Source organism: Aureimonas sp. SK2 (genome assembly GCF_029813115.1).
Taxonomy (GTDB): Bacteria; Pseudomonadota; Alphaproteobacteria; order Rhizobiales; family Rhizobiaceae; genus Aureimonas.
In genome coordinates, this window is record NZ_JAPZDS010000005.1 from 185323 (window position 1) to 202784 (window position 17462).

At 70.1% G+C, this 17462-nt stretch carries 14 protein-coding genes; 8 read left to right on the forward strand and 6 right to left on the reverse strand.

Annotation, left to right across the window (positions count from 1 at the left end; genetic code table 11):
• Positions 1-17 precede the first annotated feature (17 nt).
• From O5O54_RS08580 to O5O54_RS08590, 3 genes are all read left to right on the forward strand, one after another.
• On the forward strand, positions 18-632 hold the full coding sequence (locus O5O54_RS08580) for a ribose ABC transporter permease (RefSeq protein ID WP_279480684.1): 615 nt from the start codon (positions 18-20) through the stop codon (positions 630-632).
• Positions 629-1213 carry an NAD(P)H-dependent oxidoreductase gene (locus O5O54_RS08585; RefSeq protein ID WP_279480686.1) on the forward strand — a complete coding sequence of 195 codons (585 nt, stop codon included), beginning with the start codon at positions 629-631 and terminating at the stop codon, positions 1211-1213. The genes O5O54_RS08580 and O5O54_RS08585 overlap by 4 nt, the downstream gene beginning before the upstream one ends.
• 71 nt (positions 1214-1284) lie before the next feature.
• Positions 1285-1854: an HdeD family acid-resistance protein gene (locus O5O54_RS08590; protein ID WP_279480687.1), complete on the forward strand. Its 570-nt coding sequence runs from the start codon at positions 1285-1287 to the stop codon at positions 1852-1854.
• 3 nt (positions 1855-1857) lie between these two features.
• Here O5O54_RS08590 and O5O54_RS08595 read toward each other — a convergent pair whose 3' ends face one another.
• Positions 1858-2634 (reverse strand): SDR family NAD(P)-dependent oxidoreductase, encoded by a 777-nt coding sequence (locus O5O54_RS08595; protein WP_279480689.1) that lies wholly within the window; start codon positions 2632-2634, stop codon positions 1858-1860.
• 140 nt (positions 2635-2774) lie between these two features.
• On the opposite strand from O5O54_RS08595, the gene O5O54_RS08600 reads away from it, so the two are divergent.
• From O5O54_RS08600 to O5O54_RS08615, 4 genes are all read left to right on the forward strand, one after another.
• The gene (locus O5O54_RS08600) at positions 2775-3452 is read left to right on the forward strand and encodes a DUF1345 domain-containing protein (RefSeq protein ID WP_279480691.1); all 678 of its coding nucleotides are present in this window, start codon (positions 2775-2777) and stop codon (positions 3450-3452) included.
• Positions 3453-3506: 54 nt separating this feature from the next.
• Positions 3507-5990 carry an ATP-dependent helicase HrpB gene (gene hrpB / locus O5O54_RS08605; protein WP_279480695.1) on the forward strand — a complete coding sequence of 828 codons (2484 nt, stop codon included), beginning with the start codon at positions 3507-3509 and terminating at the stop codon, positions 5988-5990.
• A gap of 75 nt (positions 5991-6065) precedes the next feature.
• Positions 6066-7454 (forward strand): ActS/PrrB/RegB family redox-sensitive histidine kinase, encoded by a 1389-nt coding sequence (locus O5O54_RS08610; protein WP_407061675.1) that lies wholly within the window; start codon positions 6066-6068, stop codon positions 7452-7454.
• A gap of 100 nt (positions 7455-7554) precedes the next feature.
• Entirely contained in the window at positions 7555-8115 is a 561-nt protein-coding gene (locus O5O54_RS08615) for an ActR/PrrA/RegA family redox response regulator transcription factor (RefSeq protein ID WP_279480697.1), read from the forward strand.
• A gap of 7 nt (positions 8116-8122) precedes the next feature.
• Here O5O54_RS08615 and O5O54_RS08620 read toward each other — a convergent pair whose 3' ends face one another.
• Together O5O54_RS08620 and O5O54_RS08625 are read right to left on the reverse strand one after the other, a co-directional pair.
• Positions 8123-8620, reverse strand: coding sequence for an MmcB family DNA repair protein (locus O5O54_RS08620; RefSeq protein WP_279480699.1), 498 nt, complete (start codon positions 8618-8620; stop codon positions 8123-8125).
• An 84-nt stretch (positions 8621-8704) separates the two neighbouring features.
• Positions 8705-9115 (reverse strand): MerR family transcriptional regulator, encoded by a 411-nt coding sequence (locus O5O54_RS08625; protein ID WP_279480701.1) that lies wholly within the window; start codon positions 9113-9115, stop codon positions 8705-8707.
• 238 nt (positions 9116-9353) lie between these two features.
• Between O5O54_RS08625 and O5O54_RS08630 the strand changes: the two genes are divergently transcribed.
• A complete protein-coding gene (locus O5O54_RS08630; RefSeq protein ID WP_279480702.1) occupies positions 9354-10124 on the forward strand; it encodes a L,D-transpeptidase in 771 nt (256 codons plus the stop codon).
• A 66-nt stretch (positions 10125-10190) separates the two neighbouring features.
• Here O5O54_RS08630 and O5O54_RS08635 read toward each other — a convergent pair whose 3' ends face one another.
• The 3 genes from O5O54_RS08635 to gltB all read right to left on the reverse strand — a co-directional run bounded on the left by O5O54_RS08635 (position 10191) and on the right by gltB (position 17336).
• On the reverse strand, positions 10191-10886 hold the full coding sequence (locus O5O54_RS08635; protein ID WP_279480703.1) for a ceramidase domain-containing protein: 696 nt from the start codon (positions 10884-10886) through the stop codon (positions 10191-10193).
• Between the two features lie 61 nt (positions 10887-10947).
• A complete protein-coding gene (locus tag O5O54_RS08640; protein ID WP_279480705.1) occupies positions 10948-12402 on the reverse strand; it encodes a glutamate synthase subunit beta in 1455 nt (484 codons plus the stop codon).
• 215 nt (positions 12403-12617) lie between these two features.
• The gene (gene gltB, locus O5O54_RS08645) at positions 12618-17336 is read right to left on the reverse strand and encodes a glutamate synthase large subunit (RefSeq protein WP_407061676.1); all 4719 of its coding nucleotides are present in this window, start codon (positions 17334-17336) and stop codon (positions 12618-12620) included.
• Positions 17337-17462: the final 126 nt, after the last annotated feature.

The window sequence follows — 17462 nt, forward strand, 5'->3', positions numbered from 1 at the left end:
GTTTAGTGGAGAAGCACATGACCGGACGCATCGGACAGGACGCGGCACGCGAGCGGCGCAAGGATCTGGCGCGCTTCTTCGGCACCTGGGTCCGCAACCCGATCAAGATGGGCGCCGTGGCGCCCTCCTCGGCCCATTACTGCGCGACCATGGTGGCCTCGGCGACGACCGGCATCGACGGGCCGATCCTGGAGCTCGGCCCCGGCCTCGGCTGCGTCACGCGCGCCCTTCTGGATGCCGGCGTCGATCCCGGCCGGATCACCTCCATCGAGTACGATGCCGAGTTCGCCCGCACCCTCAAGGAGCGCTTCCCGGCGGTCAACGTGATCCGGGGCGACGGATTCGACCTCGACGCCACGCTCGGCGACGGCGGGGCGACGAAGTTCGCCGCCATCCTCTTCGCGATTCCCATCGTGAAGTTTCCGCAGGACGAGCGGCAGGCGCTGTTCACCCGCTATTTCGGCCGGCTCCTGCCGGGCGGCAACGTCACGCAGCTCTCCTATCTCTGGAAGCCGCCGGTGAAGCCCGTGCCGGGCCTCTTCGACGTGTCGTCCTCCGACATCGTCTGGGACAACATCCCCCCGGCGCGCGTCTGGATCTACTCGCAGGCCGGGAACCGTCCGCTCCATTGATCCCGCGCATCCTCGTTCTGCCCGGCGACACGGCGCCCGGCTCGCCGGCCACGCGCCTCGGCGCGGAGGCGACGCGCATCCTGGCGCTGACGGACGCGGCGCTGACGGGCGCGAGCCTTGCCGACTACCCCCTCCCCTTCTTCGACGGGGCGGGGGCCGGCGAGGAGGCGCCGCAGAACGCGCGCCTCCTCGCCCAGCGGCTGGCCCTGCAGGACGGGCTCCTCCTGGTCTGCCCGGAGATCAACGCCGGGCCGCCGGCCGTCCTCAAGAACGCGCTGGACTGGACCGCCGCCGCCGGCACCGCCGAGCGCACGGAGCGCCAGCCCTTCGCCCGGCTGGTGGTGGCGCTCGCCTCCGTCGGCCACGGCGTGGAGGACGGTCGCGCGGGGCTCGGCGCCCTGCGCGCCACCTTCGCGGCGCTCGGCGCGGACGTCCTCACCGCCGAATTCCGCCTCGCCCGCCCGGACGAGGCCTTCGACGCGAAGGGCCGGCTCCTGGACGCCGCGGATCGTAAACGCCTCGACGACTGGCTCGACCGCCTCCTCGATGCGACGCGGGCGCTGGGGCGCCAGGGCGGCTGAGGACGGCAGGGGGAACCATCTTCGCCACCTCTCGTTGGTCGGCTAGCAAACCTTGCGGGGAGAGCGTTCCGATGACCCAAGCCGCCATGCCGAACGACCCGGTCGAACGAGACGTCCAGCGCCACCTCCATGCGCACTGGAAGGGCTACACCGTCCAGGCCGTCCTGATGATCGCGGCGGGCCTCCTGGCGCTGGTCGTGCCCTTCGCCGCCACGCTCGCCTCCACCCTCTTCTTCGGCTGGCTGATGATCGTGCTCGGCATCGTCGGGCTGGTTGCGGCCTTCCGCGCGGGGAAGGGGTTCGGCGGCTTCGGCACGAGCCTCGTGGTCGGCATCGGCGCCCTGATCCTCGGCCTCCTGATCGTCGCCCAGCCCTTTGCCGGCGCGGTCGCGCTGACGACGCTGCTCGCCGTCTACTTCATGCTGCTCGGCCTTGCGACCTTCGCCATGGCCAATGCCTTCCGCGTCTCGGGCGGCCAGTTCTGGCTGCTGGCGCTGGCCGGCATCGTCAATATCGGCTTGGCCCTGTTCCTGGTGGTCGGCCTGCCCGGCACGGCCGTCTGGGCCGTCGGCCTGTTCCTCGGCATTTCCCTGATCAGCTCGGGCGCGAGCCTTCTCGTCGCCGCGCTGCGCGCCCGCTGACCTCTAGACGTGCTGGCCGCCATTGATGTGGATCTCCGCGCCGTTGACGTAGGACGCCTGGCCCGAGCACAGGAAGTAGATGATGTCGGCGACTTCCGAGGTCTTGCCGAGGCGGCGCATCGGGATTTGCTCGACGATCTTCTCCGTGCCCGGCGACAGGATCGCGGTGTCGATCTCGCCCGGCGCGATGGCGTTGACGCGGATGCCGTCCGGCCCGAAGTCGGCCGCCATCTCGCGCGTCAGCGAGGCGAGCGCCGCCTTGGATGTGGCATAGGCCGTGCCGGCGAAGGGATGGACGCGGCTGCCGACGATCGACGTCACGTTGACGATCGCCCCGCCCGCCGCAGCCAGCTCTTGGTGCAGGCCGCGCGCCAGCATGATCGGGGCGAAGAAGTTCACCTGGAACACGTCGCGCCAGACATGCATGGGCGTGCGGATCGAATCCATCCGCGCGCCCTTCTCGGCCTTCGGGCTGATCGCCGCGTTGTTGACGAGAGCCTGGAGCCTGCCGCCGTTCGCCTGGAGCCGTTGGCGAATCTCCGACACGGCGTAGCCGACGTCCTCGGGGTCCGACAGGTCGACCTTGATGTGGTCCTCGGGGCCGGCCGGCCAGGGGCAGTCGGCGGCGAAATCCTGGCGCGAGCAGGTGATGACCCGCCATCCCTCGCGCGAGAAGCGCTTCACCGTCGCATGGCCGATGCCGCGCGAGGCGCCGGTCAGCACGATCGTGGGGCGCGCGTCGGCGGGCGTGGCGGCGGCGTCGGGGGCGGCACGGGACATGGAGGCACTCGCGATAGGGCGCCGGCGCGGGACGGTTGCGGCGCGTCGAAACTTCCTTTAGCCGATCCCTGCCCGCGCGCGAACCATCATTCCGCCGACCGAGCCATCCTGCGCGCACCGGGCGGACAAGCGAGCGCCCGATGACGGCCAAGCCCGGATCCCATACCTTCCACCGCGCCTTCATCCGCGGCCTGCGCGCCCGGCCGCGCCTGATCCTGGCGGCCGTGATCGCGGTGGCCGTGACGCTCCTGGCGCCGCGCGGTCTCGACCTCTCGACCCGCATCCTCCTCGGCTGGGACGCCGGCGTCCTGTTCTATCTCGGCGTGATCGCCCGCATGATGCTGCGCTCGGCGGATGCCGGAGACCTCCGCCGCCGCGCCCGGCGCCAGGACGAGGGACGGCGTGCGATCCTGTTCCTCACCGGGCTTGCCATCGCCGCGAGCTTCGCCGCCATCGCGGCCGAGCTGCACGGGCTCGACGACCACGATCCGAACGGCTGGCGGCTGACTCTGGCCGGCTCCACGATCCTCCTGTCCTGGACGGTGACGCAGATCGTGATGGCCCTGCACTATGCCGGCGAGTTCTACTCGCGGCCCGACGCCGAGGGCGGCCTCGCCTTTCCCGGCGAAGACAGGACGCCCGGCTATGGCGACTTCCTCTACTTCGCCTTCACCATGGGCGCCGCCTGCCAGACGTCGGACGTCGCCGTCACCACGAAGAGCATGCGCGAGTTGGTGCTGGCCCACACGATCCTCGCCTTCCTGTTCAACACCACGGTGCTGGCGCTCGCGGTGAATGTCGGCGCGAGCGTGATCTGATACCGGCGAGCCTTCGCTGGACAAGCGCTCCGCGCCTCGGGCAAGACGGCAGCCATGCTGGCCGCTCCCGCCCTTCCCCACCTTCCCGTCTCCGACGTCCTCGCGCCCTTGAGCGCCGCCCTGATGGCCCATGGCGCCGCGGTGCTGGTGGCGCCGCCGGGCGCGGGCAAGACCACGCTTGTGCCGCTCCACCTCCTGCGGGATCTCCCCGCCGGCCGCATCGTTCTGGTCGAGCCGCGCCGGCTCGCCGCGCGCGCCGCCGCCTCCCGCATGGCCGACATTCTCGGCGAAGAGCCGGGCGACACGGTCGGCTGGCGCATGCGTCTCGACACCCGCGTTTCCGCCGCGACGCGCATCGAGGTCGTGACGGAAGGCGTGGCGACGCGCATGATCCTGTCGGACCCGGAACTCTCCGGCATCGCCGCGATCCTCTTCGACGAGTTCCACGAGCGCTCGCTCGACGGCGACTTCGCGCTGGCGCTCGCGCTCGACGTGCGCGAGGCGCTGCGGCCCGACCTGAAGCTCCTCGTCATGTCGGCGACGCTGGACGGCGCGCGCGTGGCGACGCTGCTCGGCGACGCCCCCGTGGTGGAAAGCGAGGGCCGGGCCTTTCCCGTCACGGTCCGCCACCGCGACCGGGGCGCGGCGGAAGCCGTGGAGGACGCCGTCGCCGCGACGGTGCGCGAGGCGATCGGTGCCGGTTCCGGCTCGATCCTCGCCTTCCTGCCGGGCCAGCGCGAGATCGAGCGCACGCTGGAGCGCCTGGAGGGACGCCTGCCCGCCGACGTGATCCTCGCCCCGCTCTTCGGCCGGCTGGAGGGCGAAGCCCAGGATCGTGCCATTCGCCCGGCTCCGGCGGGGCGCCGCAAGGTGGTGCTCGCCACGACCATCGCGGAAACCTCGATCACCATCGACGGGGTGACCACGGTGGTGGATTCGGGCCTGAAGCGGGCGCCCGTCTTCGAGCCGGCGACGGGCCTCCAGCGCCTCGAGACGGTGCGCGTGTCGCGCGCTTCGGCCGATCAGCGGGCGGGCCGCGCCGGGCGCACGGCGCCGGGCGAGGCGATCCGGCTCTGGCGGGCCGAGCAGACGGCGGCGCTGGAGCCCTTCGACCAGCCGGAGATCCTGTCGAGCGACCTGTCGGCGCTGGTCCTGGACGCCCTGGCCTTCGGCGTGTCCGATCCGGCCTCCCTCCGCTTCCTCGACCCGCCCCCCGGCCCCGCCGTGGCGGAGGCCCGCGCGCTTCTCAAGGAACTCGGTGCGCTGGATGCCGACGGGCGCATGACGCCCGTCGGGGAGGCGATGCGCGGGCTTCCCCTCCCACCGCGCCTGGCGCGCATGGTGGCAGGCGCGGCAAAGGGCACGGCTCGACGCGAGGCGGCCCGGCTCGCCGTGCTTCTCACCGAGCCCGGCCTCGGCGGCGCGGCGGTGGATCTGACCGAGCGCCTGCGCGCCTGGCGCGCCGACCGCTCGCCCCGCGCCCGCTCCGCCGAGCAACTGGCGGGGCGCATCGCCGCCGCCGCGCTTCCGCTCCTGCCCGACCTCTTGGACGACGACGATCCCGGCGCGCTCCTGTCGCTCGCCTATCCCGACCGGGTGGCGCTCCAGCGCGGCGGGCCGGGCGCTTATCTCCTGTCCAACGGGCGCGGCGGCGTCCTCGACCGGGAGCACGCCCTGTCGCGCGAGGCGGCCCTGGTGGTCGCCGATCTCCAGGGCGTTGCGACGGGCGCCGCCCAGCGGACGGGGTGCATCCGCGCGGCCGCCGCCATCGACAAGGCCCGCCTCGACGCCCTTCTCAAGGCACGCATCGTGGAGGAGGAGACGCTCGCCTTCGACCCCGCCAGCCGCTCGGTGCGCGCGCGGCGCGTGCGCCGGCTCGGCCGGGCCGTCCTTGCCGAGACGCCGCTGCCGACCCCGGCAGGCGAGGCGACGGGACGGGCGCTGATGACGGGCATCCGCGAGATCGGACTGCGCGCGCTGCCCTGGGGCAAGGACGGCGAGCGGCTGCTCGCGCGCCTGCGCTTCCTGCAGCCCGCCTATGGCACAGAGGCGGGCTGGCCGTCCTTTTCCGACGAGGCGCTGCTGGCCGAGCTCGAGGACTGGCTCCTGCCCTTCGTGCCCGGCGCCACCGCCCTGTCCCAGATCGGCGAGGGCGCGCTTCGCGAGGCGCTGCTCGCCCGCCTGCCCCATGGCGAGGCGCGCCGGCTGGATGAGCTCGCGCCCTCCCACTTCACCGCGCCGACCGGGTCGCACCTGCCGATCCGCTACGAGGCGGAAGGGCCGGTGCTCGCGGTGCGCGTCCAGGAACTGTTCGGCCTCGCCCGCCATCCCGCGATCGCGGGCGGCCGCCTGCCGCTGATCCTGGAGCTCCTGTCGCCCGCCCACCGGCCGATCCAGATCACTCGCGACCTGCCGGGCTTCTGGCGGGGGTCCTGGGCCGACGTCCGGGCCGATCTTCGCGGCCGCTATCCCCGCCATTCCTGGCCGGAGGACCCGGCGAGCGCCCCGCCCACGGCCAGAGCGAAGCCGCGCGGCTGACCGGGCCGCGACGATGGCCCCTGCGCGCGCGGGCCGCACCTTTGCGCCACGTGCGCCGCGCCTAGTTCGCCATGCATGATGACGATCGCCAAGGCCCCTGATTTCGAAGCCGACATGCCGCTGGAGCGCCGCCTGTCGCGCGAGGGGCAGCGCGTGCGGCTGGCCACGCTCGTGCGCCTGCGCTGGCTGTCGATCGCCGGCCAGGCGGCGGCCTGCGTTTTCGTCGCTTGGGGTCTCTGGTATCCCTATCCCGTCTGGGCCTGCTTCGCGCTCATCGGCGTCTCGGTCCTCCTCAATCTGTTCCTGTCCACCCGCTACCGGAAGGCCGAGAGGCTGTCGGAGCGGCACACGGCGCTGATCCTCGTCTTCGACGTGGTGCAGCCGACCGGGCTCCTGTTTCTCACCGGCGGCATCCAGAACCCGTTCGCCGTGTTCCTGGTGGTGCCGGCGATGATCGCGGCGGCGACGCAGCCGGCCCGCATCTCGGTGGGCATCGGTGTCCTGGCCGTCCTCTGCGCCACGCTTCTCGCCTTCCTCCACCACCCGATCCCCTGGCCGGCGGGGCACAGCCTGGCCCTCCCCTTCCCCTATCTCGGCGGCATGTGGTTCGCGCTGACGACGACGCTCGTCTTCTCGACCTTCTATATCTACCGCGTGGCCGCCGAAGCCCGCGCCCTCTCCGACGCGCTGGCGGCGACCGAGCTCATGCTCCAGCGAGAACAGCACCTGTCGGCGCTCGACGGGCTGGCCGCCGCGGCCGCGCACGAGCTCGGCACCCCGCTCGCCACGATCTCGCTGGTGGCCAAGGAGATGGGCCGCGCCGCGCCCGCCGACCACGGCTTCCGCGAGGACATCGACCTCCTGATCAGCCAGACCGAGCGCTGCCGCGCGATCCTCGGACAGCTCGCCAGCCTGTCCTCCGTCTCGGAGGAGCACCTCGCCAAGCTTACCCTGTCGTCCCTCGTGGAGGAAGCCGTCGCGCCCCATCGCGACTTCGGCGTCGACATTCGGGTGCGCGTCCTCGAAGCGTCCGGCCCGGAGCCGGTCCTGCGTCGCAATGCCGGCGTGATCTATGGGCTCGGCAACCTGATCGAGAACGCGGTGGACTTCGCGCGGTCCGAGGTGACCGTCGCCATGTCGTGGAACGAGACGCGGATCGCCATCGAGATTTCGGACGACGGCACCGGCTTCCCCCCGGACGTGCTGGCGCGGATCGGCGACCCCTACATGTCGATGCGCGACGAGGAGCGGCGGCAGTCGGGGGGCGGCCTGGGTCTCGGTCTCTTTATCGCCAAGACGCTGATCGAGCGGTCGGGTGCGCGCATCCGCTTCGACAACGGCCAGTCGGACCACGCCACCGGCGCGCGGGTCGTCCTATCCTGGCCCGCGGAAAGCTTCGGCCGGCTGACCGTCGCGCCCTCGGCGGAGCCGGAGACGCTCGACCTTCCGCCGCCGCTCGCCTGAGCCCACCCCCACAAAGACATCGCACGCGACCAATTGTCTCGCGTGCCGGTTGATAAGCCAGCCGGACGACGTATCTTTCGGAGGAGGAAGGAACGACCCGATGCTTCACGAACAGACTGCCGCCCCGCAGCCGGGCGAAGACCGCACGATGCTCCTGGTGGACGACGACCGCCCCTTCGTCGGTCGTATGGCCCGCGCCCTGGAGCAGAGGGGGTTCGAGGTCCGAACCACCGAGACCGTTTCGGAAGGGCTCGCAGCCTTGAAGGCCCAGGCGCCGGCCTATGCCGTGGTGGACCTCCGGCTCGGCCTCGGCAACGGGCTCGACGTGATCGAGGCCCTGCGCCGCCAGCGGCCGGGCGCCCGCGCCGTCGTGCTCACCGGCTACGGAAACATCGCGACCGCCGTCAACGCGGTGAAGCTCGGCGCCATCGACTATCTCGCCAAGCCCGCCGACGCCGACGAGGTGATCGCCGCCCTGACGCGCGATCCGGAGGCCAAGGCCGAGCCGCCGGAGAACCCGATGTCGGCCGACCGCATCCGCTGGGAACACATCCAGCGCATCTACGAGATGTGCGACCGCAACGTGTCGGAGACGGCCCGGCGCCTGTCCATGCACCGGCGCACGCTCCAGCGGATCCTCGCCAAGCGCGCCCCGCGCTGACGATCGGTCAGTCCGCGGCCTCGCCGGTCATGTAGGGATTGGCGACCCATTCGGCCTGGAGCAGGCGGTCCGAGGCGAGCCGCGCGAAGCGCAGCGTCAGCGCCTTGCGCGTGGCGGGGGGCATCTTCGTCTCGGGCGCCTCGCGCAGAATCTCGGCGCCGTAGCCGTCGGAGAGGATCAGCCCGCAGTCTTCGGGAAAGATATCGGTCGGCACGCCCGGATGCGTGGCGAAATACAGCCGGTCGCAATGCAGCCGATAGTCCGGCCATTTGCGGTCGACGCGGAAGTCCTCGATCGAGGACTTGATCTCGACGATGGAGAACTCGCCCTTTTCCGACAGGCAGAGAAGGTCGGCCCGCCGCCCGGAAACCAGCGGAATCTCGGGCAGGACGGACACCCGCATCTGGATCATCAGTCGCTGGACGCCGCGCCGGACCAGCATGGCCCGCTCGGACTGGCGTCCGTCCACCAGGGGATCGCGGCGAAAGGGGGAGACGATCGGCATGCCCTTCGACTAGCCGGGAAAGGCCAACCAAATCAAGGGGCCGCGAGAAACGAATCGGAAACGCCGCAGGCTCCGGCTTCCGGTTCAGATCGCCGGGCGTGCGACGCGCGCGCCTTCGTTCGGCATCTCGTCCAGCACCGGCCAGCCGCGCGGACAAGCCGGCGCGGCCTCGTCCATCAGCCCCGCGAGCGCCCGGCGCAGGGTCTGGAGTTCCTCGATCTTCCGATCGATCTCGCGCACGCGCCGCCGGGCCAGGCGCTGCGCCTCGTCGCGCCGCGCGCCGGGGGCGAAGACGGCGAGCAGCCGCCGCGTCTCGTCCAGCGGGAAGCCGAGGGAGAGCGAGCGCTGGATGAAGCGCAGGACCTGGACGTCCCGCTCGGCATAGTCGCGATACCCGTTGGAGGCGCGCGCCGGCTTCACGAGACCCATGTCCTCGTAGTTCCGGATCGTCTTGGCCGGCAGGCCGGAGCGCCGCGCCGCTTCGCCGATATTCATCCGAAGTCCCCGCTCGTCCTTGAACTTCGTCCCTCAGCCCTGAACTGGAACCCAGGGTGCGACCGTCAACTGTGGTGAGGGGGCAACAAGGACAATCTTAACCATAAGAGGGTCTACTCCTCTCGTTGCCACGCGACTCGGCGGGGCGTACCAGAGGGAGGCCTCCGACGGGGGACTGCCTGTCCTGGGAGCCCGTCACGCCTGGCCGTCATGCCCTCGCAGCCGCACCGGACGCTCCATGAAGACCCGCTCGAATCCTCTTCTTCTCGGCGTCTCGCTCGCCGCCCTCGCAACGCTCGGCGCCTGCACCACGCAGGGCCAGCAGCGCGCCAGCATCAGCGCGGCGCCGATGGCCCAGGCCTATGTTGCGCCGGCGCCGGCCGAGACCATCGTCTCCGGCGGCCCGATCGGCCCCGTCGAGCTGACGGCCTATGCCGCGATGGAGGACGGCGGCTTCAAGCTTCCGGCGATCCCGATCAACAAGGTCGACGAGAAGTTCCGCCGCCAGCGTGTCGTCTACAACGGCGAGGGCCTGGAGCCCGGCACCGTGGTGGTCGATACCGCCAACCATTTCCTCTATGTCGTCGAGCCGCAGGGCACCGCGATGCGCTACGGCATCGGCGTCGGCAAGGCCGGCTTCTCCTGGGCGGGCGAGGCCGACATCAAGGACAAGCAGCACTGGCCGAAGTGGTTTCCGCCGGTCGAGATGATCGCCCGTCGCCCCGAGCTCAAGCCCTACGGCAACGAGGTCGGCATGAATCCGGGCCTGATGAACCCGCTCGGCGCCCGTGCCCTCTATCTCTACCAGGGCAACAAGGACACGCTGTATCGCCTGCACGGCACGCCCGAATGGTGGTCGATCGGCAAGTCCGTCTCGTCGGGCTGCATCCGCCTGATGAACCAGGACATCGTCGACCTCTACGACCGCGTGCCGATGAACGCCCGCGTCATCGTGCTCCAGGGCAAGGAGCGGCTGGCCGATCGCCGCCGCAACGCGCCGCAGAGCTGAGGAATACGTTTCACGGCGGGGGACGCCGCGGGCCGGGTGCTTCGGGGGAAGCGCCCGGCCCTTTTTTTACGCCCGGCGCGCCGGACTGCCTTCGCCGTGGGCGGGCCGAACTCCTGCGGAGTCAGGGGGAAAGCGGATCGCGGCGAGGAGGCAGAGCGTCAGCGTCGCGGCGTTGAGCATGTGCCAGAGGAAGTGCGTGCCGAGACCGAGACGGGGGCAGAGGGGACCGTCGAGCGTACGGAGCGTCAGGGACAGCGTGAAGACGGCGGCCGCCGCCAGCAGCCAGCGCCCTGCCCCGTGGCAGCGCATCGCCAGCATGGTGCCGATGCCGCCGAGCGCGAGCAAAGCCGGCAGATAGGAGGCCGAAGAGCCGAGCCATGGCCCGGCCAGCCGCTCCACACCTTGCGCCAGGACCGCGAAGCCGATCGTGCCGACGATCGCGAGCGCCGGACGCAGCCCGAGGAAGCGAAACAGGGCCAGCGCGAAGAAGCCGTAGATGAAGACGGCGATCGGCAGGACGTCGGCCAGCAGCGACCAGCCGTTGGCGAAGGTATGGAACAGGAGGGATCCTGTGCCGATCACCGCAACCAGCAGGATGAAGGCGAGCGTGATGCCGTCGCGTTTCGGATGGCGACGCCATTCGGCAAAGGCGTAAGCGGCACCCGCGATGAACGCGGCGTTGGTGAGCGCGTTGACCGGCTCGGCCCAGAGGCCGGGTCCGAGCCGCTCGCAATAGGCGTCGATCGGCGCGAACCAGTCCATGTCGCCTCCCCTTTGGAGAGAATCGAACTAGCGCCGGGCGGAGCCGGCGCCAGCCAAGCGCTCAGCGCGGCAGGGTCGTCTGGCCGGTGAGCGCGAGGTCGATCGCGCGGGCGGCCTGGCGGCCCTCGCGGATCGCCCAGACGACGAGCGACTGGCCGCGGCGCACGTCGCCGGCGGCGTACACGCCCTCCATCGAGGTGGCATAAGCCTTGTCGTCGGCCTGCACCGAGACGTTGCCGCGCGCGTCGCGCTTGAGCGCCAGCGCCTCGCCGGCTTCGGCCACCAGGGCGTCGGTGAACGGACCGGCGAAGCCGATGGCGATGAAGGCGAGGTCGGCGCGGATCACGAACTCGGTGCCGGGGATGGGCTTGCGGCGCTCGTCCACCTCGGCGCACTTGACGCCGGTGAGCTGGCCGTCCTCGCCGATGAACTCCAGCGTCGCGACCTGGAACTCGCGCACCGCGCCCTCGGCCTGGGAGGAGGAGACGCGCATCTTGGTCGCCCAGTAGGGCCAGACCTCGAGCTTGTTCTCCATCTTCGGCGGCTGCGGGCGGATGTCGAGCTGGGTGACCTTCACCGCGCCCTGACGGAAGGCGGTGCCGACGCAGTCGGACGCCGTGTCGCCGCCGCCGACGACGACCACATGCTTGCCGCCGGCCCAGATCTCGCCCGCGTTCCAGCCGGCGCTCTCCACCGGCTCGCCGCCGACGCGGCGGTTCTGCTGGACGAGATAGGGCATGGCGTCGTGGATGCCGTGGAGGCCGTTGGTCGGGATGCCGGCATCGCGCGGACGCTCGGCGCCGCCGCAATAAAGCACCGCGTCGAACTCGGCACGCAGCTCGGCCAGGGGCTTGGTCTTGCCGACGTTGACGCCGTAGTGGAACGTGACGCCTTCGCCTTCCATCTGCTCGACGCGCTTGTCGATGAAGTGCTTCTCCATCTTGAAGTCGGGGATGCCGTAGCGAAGGAGGCCCCCGGCGCGGCTCTCGCGCTCGAACACATGCACCTCGTGGCCGGCGCGGCCGAGCTGCTGGGCGGCGGCAAGGCCCGCCGGGCCGGAGCCGACGATCGCGACGCGCTTGCCCGTCTTCGTCTCGGCCGGCTGCGGCTTGATGAGGCCGAGCTTGTAGGCCTTGTCGGCGATCGCCTGTTCCACCGTCTTGATGGCGACCGGCGTGTCCTCGAGGTTCAGCGTGCAGGCTTCCTCGCAGGGCGCCGGGCAGATGCGGCCGGTGAACTCGGGGAAGTTGTTGGTGGAGTGGAGGTTGCGGATCGCCCCTTCCCAGTCGTTGGAATAGACGAGGTCGTTCCAGTCCGGGATCTGGTTGTGGACGGGGCAGCCCGTCGGCCCATGGCAGAAGGGGATGCCGCAGTCCATGCAGCGCGCCGCCTGCTTGCCGACCTCCTCGTCGGACATCGGCAGCGTGAACTCGCGAAAATGCCGGATGCGATCGGAAGCCGGCTGATACTTCGCCGTCTGCCGGTCGATCTCGAGAAAGCCCGTGACCTTGCCCATATGCCCCTCCGTCCGGGCGGCGGCGCCGCCATCGGCGCGCGGGCCACCCTTGTGCGAGCGATCGGACCCCTTGCCGACCGGGCTCGCCTTACACCAATTTCCGCGAGAATAGAACGCGTCCAGACTTCGCGAGTGCGAACCGAGGCCCGGCATCCGGGCCGCTCCCTCCTGGCGAGGCGCGGCCCGGCGCGTTCGGGCTCCGGGAGGCGGCGGCCCTACTCGGCCGCGACGCCCATGCGCATGCGCTCCATTTCGAGAAGCGCGCGGCGGTACTCCACCGGCATGACCTTCACGAATTTCGGGCGATAGGTCTCCCAGTGGTCCAGCATCTCCTTGGCGCGGGTCGAGCCCGTGTATTCGAGATGGTTGGAGATCAGCCGGTAGAGCCGCTCGTCGTCGTGGCCGGTCATGTTGGAGGACACGTCGACGCGTCCCTTGTGCTGGAGGTCGCCGCCGTGGTGGTGCAGCTTCTCGAGGAGGTCGTCCTCCTCCGGCACCGGCTCGAGCTCGACCATCGCCATGTTGCAGCGGTTGGCGAAGTTGCCCTCCGGGTCGTAGACATAGGCGATGCCGCCCGACATGCCGGCCGCGAAGTTGCGGCCCGTATGCCCGAGGATCACCACCACGCCGCCGGTCATGTACTCGCAGCCGTGGTCGCCCACGCCCTCGACCACCGCGATGGCGCCCGAGTTGCGCACGGCGAAGCGCTCGCCCGCCACGCCCCGGAAGTAGCACTCGCCGGCGATGGCGCCGTAGAGCACCGTGTTGCCGACGATGATCGACTCCTCCGGCACGATCCGCGTCTCGGGACGCGGCCGGACGATGATCTTGCCGCCCGACAGGCCCTTGCCGACATAGTCGTTGCCGTCGCCCACGAGATCGAAGGTGACACCCTTGGCGAGGAACGCACCGAAGCTCTGGCCGGCGGTCCCCAGCAGCTTCACCTTGATCGTGTCGTCAGCGAGCCCCTTGTGACCGAAGCGCTTGGCGACTTCGCCGGACAGCATCGCGCCGGCCGAGCGGTCGACATTGCCGATGGCCGTCTCGATCTCGACCTGCTGGCGCGCGGTCAGCGCAACCTGCGCCTCGGCGATCAGCTTGCGGTCGAGCACGTCCTGGATCGGATGCTCCTGGCGCTGCGTCCAGTAGGTCTCCTCGATCGGCGCGTCCGGCTTGAAGAAGACCTTGGAGAAGTCCAGGCCCTTCGCCTTCCAGTGATCAACCAGCTCCCGCTTGTCGAGCCGCTCGGAGCGACCGATCAGCTCGGCAAGGGTGCGAACGCCCATGGCCGCCATGATCTCGCGCACCTCTTCGGCGACGAAGAAGAAGAAGTTGATGACGTGCTCGGGCGTGCCCTTGAAGCGCGAGCGCAGGACGGGATCCTGCGTCGCGACGCCGACGGGGCAGGTGTTGAGGTGGCACTTGCGCATCATGATGCAGCCGGCCGCGATCAAGGGGCCGGTCGAGAAGCCGAACTCGTCGGCGCCGAGAAGCGCCCCGATCACGACGTCGCGGCCCGAGCGCAGGCCGCCGTCGACCTGCAGCGCGATGCGCGAGCGAAGGCCGTTGAGCACCAGCGTCTGCTGGGTCTCGGCAAGGCCCATCTCCCATGGGCTACCCGCGTGCTTGATGGAGGTGAGCGGCGAGGCGCCCGTGCCCCCGTCGTAGCCCGACACGATGATGTGGTCGGCGCGCGCCTTGGCGACGCCGGCGGCCACCGTGCCGACGCCGACCTCGGAGACGAGCTTGACCGAGATGTCGGCTTCCGGATTGACGTTCTTCAGGTCGTAGATGAGCTGCGCCAGATCCTCGATCGAATAGATGTCGTGGTGCGGCGGCGGCGAGATCAGGCCGACGCCCGGCGTCGAGTGCCGGGTCTTGGCGATGGTCGCGTCCACCTTGTGGCCGGGCAGCTGGCCGCCCTCGCCGGGCTTGGCACCCTGCGCCACCTTGATCTGGAGCATGTCGGCGTTGACGAGATACTCGGTCGTCACGCCGAAGCGTCCCGACGCCACCTGCTTGATGGCCGAGCGCTCGGGGTTGGCCGAGCCGTCGGGCAGCTTCAGGTAACGGTCCGGCTCCTCGCCGCCCTCGCCCGTGTTGGACTTGCCGCCGATGCGGTTCATGGCGACAGCGAGCGTCGCGTGGGCCTCGCGGGAGATGGAGCCGAAGCTCATCGCGCCCGTCGAGAAGCGCTTGACGATCTCGGCGGCCGGCTCGACCTCGTCGAGCGGCACGGGGGAGAGACCCACTTCTTCCGCCATGCGCAGCTTGAACAGGCCGCGGATGGTGGAGTTGGCGACGGCCGACTCGTTCACGAGCGCGGCGTATTCCTTGTAGGTGTTGTAACTGTCGAGGCGCACGGCGTGCTGCAGCGTCGCGACCGCATCCGGCGACCAGATATGGGCCTCGCCGCGCATGCGGTAGGCGTATTCGCCGCCGACTTCGAGCGAGCGCGCCAGAACCGGGTCGTCGGAGAAGGCGAGCGCATGGCGCTCCACGGTCTCGCGGGCGATCTCCTCCAGCCCGACGCCCTCGATCGTGGTCGAGGTGCCGGCGAAGTAGCGCTTCACGAACTCGGACTTGAGGCCGATCGCGTCGAAGATCTGCGCGCCGCAATAGGACTGGTAGGTCGAGATGCCCATCTTCGACATGACCTTGAGCAGCCCCTTGCCCACCGACTTGATGAAGCGCGAGACGAGCTCCTTGGCGTCGACCTCCGGCGGGAAGTCGCCGCGCGCGTGCATTCCGAGCAGCGTGTCGAAGGCGAGATAGGGGTTGATCGCCTCCGCGCCGTAGCCGGCGAGGCACGCGAAGTGGTGGACCTCACGCGGCTCGCCCGATTCCACCACGAGGCCGGCGGCGGTGCGCAGGCCCTTGCGGATCAGGTGATGGTGCACGGCGGCCGTGGCGAGAAGCGCCGGCAGCGGGATGCGGTCCGGCCCCATCTGGCGGTCGGACAGGATGATGATGTTGTAGCCGCCGACGACGGCCGCCTCCGCCCGCTCGCAGAGCCGGTCGAGCGCGCCCGCCATGCCGCTCGCGCCCTGTTCGGACGGATAGGTCGTGTCGAGCGTCTTGGTGTCGAACCGGTCCTCGGTGTGGCCGATCGTGCGGATCTTCTCGAGGTCCGCATTGGTCAGGATCGGCTGGCGCACCTCCAGCCGCTTGCGGCGCGAGGTGCCCTCCAGGTCGAGGATGTTCGGGCGCGGGCCGATGAAGGAGACGAGGCTCATCACCAGCTCCTCGCGGATCGGATCGATCGGCGGGTTGGTGACCTGGGCGAAGTTCTGCTTGAAATAGGTGTAGAGCAGCTTCGACTTCTCGCTCATGGCGGAAATCGGCGTGTCCGTGCCCATCGAGCCGATGGCTTCCTGGCCGGTCGTGGCCATGGGCGCCATCAGGATCTTGGTGTCCTCCTGACTGTAGCCGAAGGCCTGCTGGCGGTCGAGCAGCGACACGTCCGCGCGGGACGCGCGCGGCTGCACGGGCTTCAGGTCCTCCAGGATGAGCTGGGTGGAGCGCAGCCAGTCGCGATAGGGGTTGGCGCCTGCGATCTCGCTCTTGACCTCCTCGTCAGAGACGATGCGGCCCTTTTCCAGGTCGATCAAGAGCATTCGGCCCGGCTGGAGCCGCCACTTCCTGACGATCCGCTCCTCGGCGACCTCGAGCGTGCCGGCCTCGGAGGCCAGGATCACGAGGTCGTCGTCGGTCACGACGTAGCGCGCCGGCCGCAACCCGTTGCGGTCGAGCGTCGCGCCGATCTGGCGCCCGTCGGTGAAGCACACGGCGGCCGGCCCGTCCCAGGGCTCCATCAGGGCCGCATGGTACTCGTAGAAGGCCTGGCGCTCCGGGCTCATCTCCTTGTTGCCGGACCAGGCCTCGGGGATGAGCATCATCATCGCATGGGCGAGCGGGTAGCCGCCCTGCGTGAGGAATTCGAGCGCGTTGTCGAAGCAGGCCGTGTCGGACTGGCCCTCATAGGAGATGGGCCAGAGCTTGGAGATGTCGTTGCCGAAGAGCTCCGAATCCACCGAGGCCTGACGGGCCGCCATCCAGTTGACGTTGCCGCGCAGCGTGTTGATCTCGCCGTTGTGCGCCACCATGCGATAGGGGTGCGCGAGGCGCCAGGACGGGAACGTGTTGGTGGAGAAGCGCTGGTGCACCAACGCCAGAGCGCTCGTGAAGCGCGGGTCCTTGAGGTCCTTGTAATAGGCGCCGACCTGATAGGACAGGAACATGCCCTTGTAGACGATCGTGCGCGAGGACAGGGACACAACGTAGAAGTCGGTGTCCACCGAATGCGCTTCCGCATAGACGCGGTTCGAGACGACCTTGCGGATGATGTAGAGCTTGCGCTCGAACTCGTCGTCGGTCGCGGCCGAGGCCGGGCGCGCGATGAAGACCTGCCGGTGGCAGGGCTCGGTCGCGGCGATCTCGGGCGCCTTGGACAGCGACGAATTGTCGACCGGCACGTCGCGCCAGCCGAGCACGGTGCAGCCTTCCTCGGCGGCGGCCTGCTCGAAGATCGCCTTGAAATGAAGGCGGCGCGCCTCGTCCTGCGGCATGAAGACGAAGCCGACGCCGTAGTGGCCGGGCTCGGGCAGATCGATGCCCTGCGCCTTCATCTCGGCCTGGAACAGGTCGTGTGGAATCTGGACCAGCATGCCCGCGCCGTCGCCCATCAAGGGGTCGGCACCGACCGCCCCGCGATGCTCGAGGTTGTGCAGGATCTTCAGCCCCTTCTCGACGATCGAGTGGGATTTCTGGTTCTTCATGTGCGCGATGAAGCCGACGCCGCAGGCATCGCTCTCGTTGGCCGGATCGTAGAGGCCCTGGCGCTCCGGCAGGCGACGCGGTTTGACGGCGCCCATCGCGGTGTTGACGGCCGTCGTGGCCTCACCCTCGATGATGGATGGCGTTTCGATCGTCATCGCGTGTCTCCCTGTCCTGAAGGCGCCTGAAGGATTCGGGCGGCCGGTTTCTTCGCGCAAGACTTCGGCGCCCGGTCGGTTTCTCGCCGCCGCGCGCCGCGCCTGCCCCTGTTCGTGTCGAAGCGC

What these genes read in the sequence shown, in the direction of transcription:
- O5O54_RS08580 (WP_279480684.1), top strand. Translation starts at nt 18, where the DNA reads ATGACCGGACGCATCGGACAGGACGCGGCACGCGAGCGGCGCAAGGAT.
- O5O54_RS08590 (WP_279480687.1), top strand. Translation starts at nt 1,285, where the DNA reads ATGACCCAAGCCGCCATGCCGAACGACCCGGTCGAACGAGACGTCCAG.
- O5O54_RS08595 (WP_279480689.1), bottom strand. Translation starts at nt 2,634, where the DNA reads ATGTCCCGTGCCGCCCCCGACGCCGCCGCCACGCCCGCCGACGCGCGC.
- O5O54_RS08600 (WP_279480691.1), top strand. Translation starts at nt 2,775, where the DNA reads ATGACGGCCAAGCCCGGATCCCATACCTTCCACCGCGCCTTCATCCGC.
- hrpB (WP_279480695.1), top strand. Translation starts at nt 3,507, where the DNA reads ATGCTGGCCGCTCCCGCCCTTCCCCACCTTCCCGTCTCCGACGTCCTC.
- O5O54_RS08610 (WP_407061675.1), top strand. Translation starts at nt 6,066, where the DNA reads ATGATGACGATCGCCAAGGCCCCTGATTTCGAAGCCGACATGCCGCTG.
- O5O54_RS08615 (WP_279480697.1), top strand. Translation starts at nt 7,555, where the DNA reads ATGCTTCACGAACAGACTGCCGCCCCGCAGCCGGGCGAAGACCGCACG.
- O5O54_RS08620 (WP_279480699.1), bottom strand. Translation starts at nt 8,620, where the DNA reads ATGCCGATCGTCTCCCCCTTTCGCCGCGATCCCCTGGTGGACGGACGC.
- O5O54_RS08625 (WP_279480701.1), bottom strand. Translation starts at nt 9,115, where the DNA reads ATGAATATCGGCGAAGCGGCGCGGCGCTCCGGCCTGCCGGCCAAGACG.
- O5O54_RS08630 (WP_279480702.1), top strand. Translation starts at nt 9,354, where the DNA reads ATGAAGACCCGCTCGAATCCTCTTCTTCTCGGCGTCTCGCTCGCCGCC.
- O5O54_RS08635 (WP_279480703.1), bottom strand. Translation starts at nt 10,886, where the DNA reads ATGGACTGGTTCGCGCCGATCGACGCCTATTGCGAGCGGCTCGGACCC.
- O5O54_RS08640 (WP_279480705.1), bottom strand. Translation starts at nt 12,402, where the DNA reads ATGGGCAAGGTCACGGGCTTTCTCGAGATCGACCGGCAGACGGCGAAG.
- gltB (WP_407061676.1), bottom strand. Translation starts at nt 17,336, where the DNA reads ATGACGATCGAAACGCCATCCATCATCGAGGGTGAGGCCACGACGGCC.